This is a genomic window from Aliivibrio sp. S10_S31, from assembly GCF_014694495.1.
Classification (GTDB): domain Bacteria; phylum Pseudomonadota; class Gammaproteobacteria; order Enterobacterales; family Vibrionaceae; genus Aliivibrio; species Aliivibrio fischeri.
This window is the reverse complement of the sequence record NZ_JAAUWR010000045.1, coordinates 1-3,599: the sequence shown is the minus strand read 5'-3', so window position 1 is coordinate 3,599 and position 3,599 is coordinate 1. Positions and strand designations below refer to the sequence as shown.

The following is a 3,599-nucleotide window of genomic DNA, read 5'->3' as shown; positions in this document are numbered from 1 at the left end:
AAGCGAAGCGTTGACAAAGATCGTGTAACAAAGCAATCAACACGATGCTAATTACACTCGGCATTCGCGGTTTGGAGTGTAATTGGTTTGGAAAGTCGGTCTTTCGCACGTGTTATTGCGGCGTTAAGTCGCAGAAATATTCGAGGTTCCAGTGAGAAAGTTAAGTAATTATTCCTTTCAGATAGCATTAATCCTTATTGGGTTTTACTTGTCTGCAATTGTATTTTCGTACTCAACATCTGAAGGTAAGAGCATAGTTCAAGTATTAAACTCTTTAGGTGGATTTATCTCTGCGGGTGGAGCATTCGCTGCAATATTAACAATTATCCATCATGTATACTCACTTGAAAGGTTGAACGTTGATGAAGAGGTGAAGTCTGCAAACTATGTACTTTTCATTTTAGATAGACAAATAAAGTATATGTATCTCTATTCAAAAGAAATGCAAAACTACGCAACAAGAGACACAGAATTGCGTGCGCTTGAATTTCCAGCTTCAACATTTGATGATTCATTGGTTAATAAGATAGAAACTAAAAATACAATGTTTCTACTTTCAACGTCTAAGCCTGAACTCTTAGAATATTTAGATTGTACTCAGCGTGACTATGCTACTGTTGCCAAACGAATTTTTGATAGAAATGAACTCTACCTTAAAAAGTACCAAGAAAAAGTTTGTGATGTTTATAAAAGCAATGATTTGGTTGGTTCAGATGAGATAATTAATATTGTAGGTAGTAATGTTATTGAATCATTAGTTTATGCTACTAACGAAATGTATGTGCTTATACCTAAAATCCAATCAGAGTTAATACAGGTTCAAAAAGAAATTTCTGATGTCATGAAGTATAAACATCGCGATAGAAAGTTCATATCTGCGACTTAACAAATGCATCAACACGATTTGCTACATTCGGCATTCTAAATTTCTTTGGGTTTATCGTATTAAGTGGTAAATTTGAGCTTGATCTGCATAGTGGCAAACGTGTTATGCAGGCGTTACACGAACTCTAAGGTCGCAGTTTTTTGGCTCAGTTCAGCGATTGAACCATTAGTTTTTTAGGCGTGAAAGTAGGGTGGTTTTCCTTTTTCTTTGTTGCCTTCTTATTTTCATTTCATCAGGTTCGGCATTGAACTATTATTGCCCCAAATTCAGGCGTTTCAGCGGCTAATTTACGCTTCAATTGTTCTTTGGTTATGCCTCATTTTAGCCTGCATCAGTGTTTTTCTCTCAGCATTTTCAATCCCAATTGTGGTAAGGATATTTGGTTTATCAGCTCAAAACTGGCTGAAACCAAATCGTACAAATGGTGTAAGAAAAAGGGATTGTTTCGTTTCACAGTTATTGCCGTTGAAATGATATTTTGCTCGCTTAATTGAACCAGTCTAATTAAACTCAATTTACAGTAAATCTTAGCAAATCAATTCTTTACCTATTAAAGCGAAGCGTTGACAAAGATCGTGTAACAAAGCAATCAACACGATTTACTACATTCGGCGTTCTAGGTTTGTCTTTAGTTTCAGTGATTAAGGCGGTAAAATTCAGCTAAGTCTGTGTCGTAGTAAACGTGTTATTGCGGCGTTAATCGTACAAGGAGGTACAATGTATAAATTACGAAAACTGGAAGGTGAGCAAGATTGGCTAGATGCGGATGGAGTTAAGATTTATACCATTTCAGCAAATGAAGAACCAATCAATATGGTCGCTTTTCATCAACGACTATCAGAGGTTAAATCTGAAATAACTCTCGAATGGGATCAAACTGCTGCGTTCGTTATTTTCCATAATGGTGAAAGTTGTAAGTATTTAGTTTTAGCTTGGTGGGGTAATGATAATGAACTATTTACGTCAGTATCAGTTCAAGTTAATGAGGTTTGGGTTTTAGATCCAACTAAATATTCGTTTTGCCTATATGATATTGAAGTTATATGGAAGGAACGTAATATCTACATAGAAACAATAGATTGCGAAAGTCCATCATTGGTTAAGTATCGCACTAGCCGTTAGATGTACGTTTAACAAAGCAATCAACACGATGCTAATTACATTCGGCGTTTGTGGTTTGGAGTGTAATTGGTTTTGTAATTCGGTCGTTCGCACGTGTTATTGCGGCGTTATAAATTTATTTAAATATAATGGATTAAAGGGTTTCTATGGATACTTCAGCAGTAGAGCAAGCCTTACACAACTTAGGGCTTGAGTTTTCGTCTAGTAGGAATGCTGTAAATGTTAAGCTTGGCCTTTTTAGATGTAAAACTAAGATATCTTATAATCATCAAAAAGAATCATTTGTTTATAGCTACAACAAAGGATTACTTATAATGTGTGTTTTAATGCAGTTAGCGCTAATATTTTTAAGCATCGATAAAACGTCAACAGTAGTAATTACATCTCAAATTGTTAGCGTTGGAATACTGAGCCTACTTATAATTTTAACTGAATCAAAAATCTTACAGATAAAAAAGAAAGTCGCCTCCTTGTTGTAAATTTATAACAAAGCAATCAACACGATGCTAATTACATTCGGCGTTTGTGGTTTGAAGTATAATTGTTTTGGAAAGTAAGGCGTTCGCACGTGTTATTGCGGCGTTATAAGAATATGGAATTAATATGCAAAAAGTTTGGGAAATATTAGTCAATGATACACCATATTATCCGAGTTATACTCAGCAAATAGGTGGGGTTCTTGCCCTGTCTCATGAGCATGATGAGTTAGGAGTTAATAATACAGCGTATTCAGGCTATCTAGAGCATTTGATTGATGTGCAAGCCGTTTCGGAACGTGTTTTTGGCTTGGAGTTATTACTTAACGGGGCTATGCGAATAGCTCATGCAAATTGTGATTTTATTCCAATCCATTTTCAAGAAGTACTCCATATTCCAACTGGAAACAGAAGTACAGTATCGCCCGTTGCTGTGGATGATAATCCATTTGATTTGCCGACAGGAGTTGTTGCTCCATCTTATAGTGCTGTTTACATCAATGCTTCCCTTCAATCACAATTAGTTAATTTATCCCAAACGAATGAAGCTATTCGAACGATTCTGTTCTTATCAGGGTTAATCAAAACCGTGGATTTGACTGATAGAATTCTCGCATGGTCAACGCTATATAAGATTTATGAGACAGTGAGACATTTTAGTAATGTGAATAGTATAGACTTTAATGCTCTTTATGATAATTCTAGAGTTACAGCATTTACTACTGCGTGCAATCAAATGTCAGTATTAGGAATATATGCACGACATGGTCATGGTAGCGCAGGAAGAGCACCTAGAAACTTTATTACAGAGCTGGATGAGGCTATTGAAATTGTTCTTAATTTGGCTAAGAATTTTTGTGATGAGTATTTAAATTAGTCCTACAATAGATTCTTATAACAAATGCATCAACACGATTTGCTACATTCGGCATTCTAGGTTTCTTTTGCTTTACCGTGTTAAGTGGTAAATTTGAGCTTAATCTGCATGGTAGCAAACGTGTTATGCAGGCGTTAGCCAAACAAAGGATAATTTAGTTGGAAATATTACTTGAGAATCTAAAATCGATCGAAGAGAGCAACCATTTTCTACGGGCTCTTTGGGCTAAAATTAATAC

At 35.6% G+C, this 3,599-nt stretch carries 4 protein-coding genes; all 4 read left to right on the top strand.

Annotated elements, in window-relative coordinates; translation table 11 throughout:
- The first annotated feature begins 208 nt into the window (after positions 1-208).
- Complete coding sequence (locus HC728_RS19315; protein WP_017019199.1) at positions 209-886, top strand: hypothetical protein; 678 nt, start codon at positions 209-211, stop codon at positions 884-886.
- A gap of 717 nt (positions 887-1,603) precedes the next feature.
- Positions 1,604-2,008, top strand: a complete 405-nt coding sequence (locus HC728_RS19310; RefSeq protein WP_190395947.1) for a hypothetical protein — start codon at positions 1,604-1,606, stop codon at positions 2,006-2,008.
- 146 nt (positions 2,009-2,154) lie between these two features.
- Entirely contained in the window at positions 2,155-2,487 is a 333-nt protein-coding gene (locus tag HC728_RS19305; protein ID WP_065623103.1) for a hypothetical protein, read from the top strand.
- Positions 2,488-2,611: 124 nt separating this feature from the next.
- The gene (locus tag HC728_RS19300; protein ID WP_190395946.1) at positions 2,612-3,361 is read left to right on the top strand and encodes a hypothetical protein; all 750 of its coding nucleotides are present in this window, start codon (positions 2,612-2,614) and stop codon (positions 3,359-3,361) included.
- The last annotated feature ends 238 nt before the right edge of the window (positions 3,362-3,599 follow it).

Excerpts from the sequence above, each read along its gene's own strand:
- HC728_RS19310 (WP_190395947.1), top strand. The coding sequence starts at position 1,604 with ATGTATAAATTACGAAAACTGGAAGGTGAGCAAGATTGGCTAGATGCG.
- HC728_RS19300 (WP_190395946.1), top strand. The coding sequence starts at position 2,612 with ATGCAAAAAGTTTGGGAAATATTAGTCAATGATACACCATATTATCCG.
- HC728_RS19305 (WP_065623103.1), top strand. The coding sequence starts at position 2,155 with ATGGATACTTCAGCAGTAGAGCAAGCCTTACACAACTTAGGGCTTGAG.